Annotated in this window: 1 pseudogene; it reads left to right on the top strand. The window is 36.4% G+C overall.

The window, feature by feature from the left end:
• Positions 1-752, top strand: a pseudogene (locus ACQYZ7_RS16680) (hypothetical protein); the annotation flags it as partial.

A 752-nucleotide genomic window follows, 5' to 3' on the forward strand; every position in this document is an offset into this window, starting at 1 on the left:
GTAAGTCATACCCAAACAATCACAGTAACCGATACCACTGCACCAGATTTTACAGTGCCAGCTGACATCACAATATATAAAGATGATGCTTGTGCTTACGATGCTAATGTGGGAATTACAGGAGATGTTACCGATGAGTCAGATAATTGTGATGCAAATTTAGATGCTAGCCATAATGATATTGAATCAGCAGGTTCATGTGAGGGAGAGGTAATTGTAACAAGAAGATGGTCTTTAACAGATAACTGTGGAAATACAATAGAAAAAGATCAGACAATAACTGTTAAAGACAATACAGCTCCAATTATAGATGAAACAAATAAAGATAATATAGATATAGAATGTGGAGTAGGAGATACAGAAACTACTTTACAAGATTGGTTAGATAACAATGCAGGGGCAACAGTAACCGATAATTGTAGTAGCGTAACATGGACAAATAACTACGGAGATGATACCACTGTAAAATGTGATGGAAGTTATATAACAGTAATTTTTACAGCTACGGACGCTTGTGGTAACTTTAGTACAACCACAGCAGGGTACTTAATTAAGGATGAAACAGCACCAACAATAACCCAGCAACCATCAGATAAAACTGTAGAGTGTGATGGATCAGGAAATACAGTAGAGTTAAACGCTTGGTTAGCCAGTAATGGAGGAGCAACAGCAACAGATGATTGTAGTGTTGTATCGTGGAGTAATAACTATACAGATTTAACATATACATGTAGTTTTACAGGAGAAGTAGA

The sequence above is a fragment of the Tenacibaculum sp. SDUM215027 genome, from assembly GCF_050566205.1.
GTDB lineage: Bacteria > Bacteroidota > Bacteroidia > Flavobacteriales > Flavobacteriaceae > Polaribacter.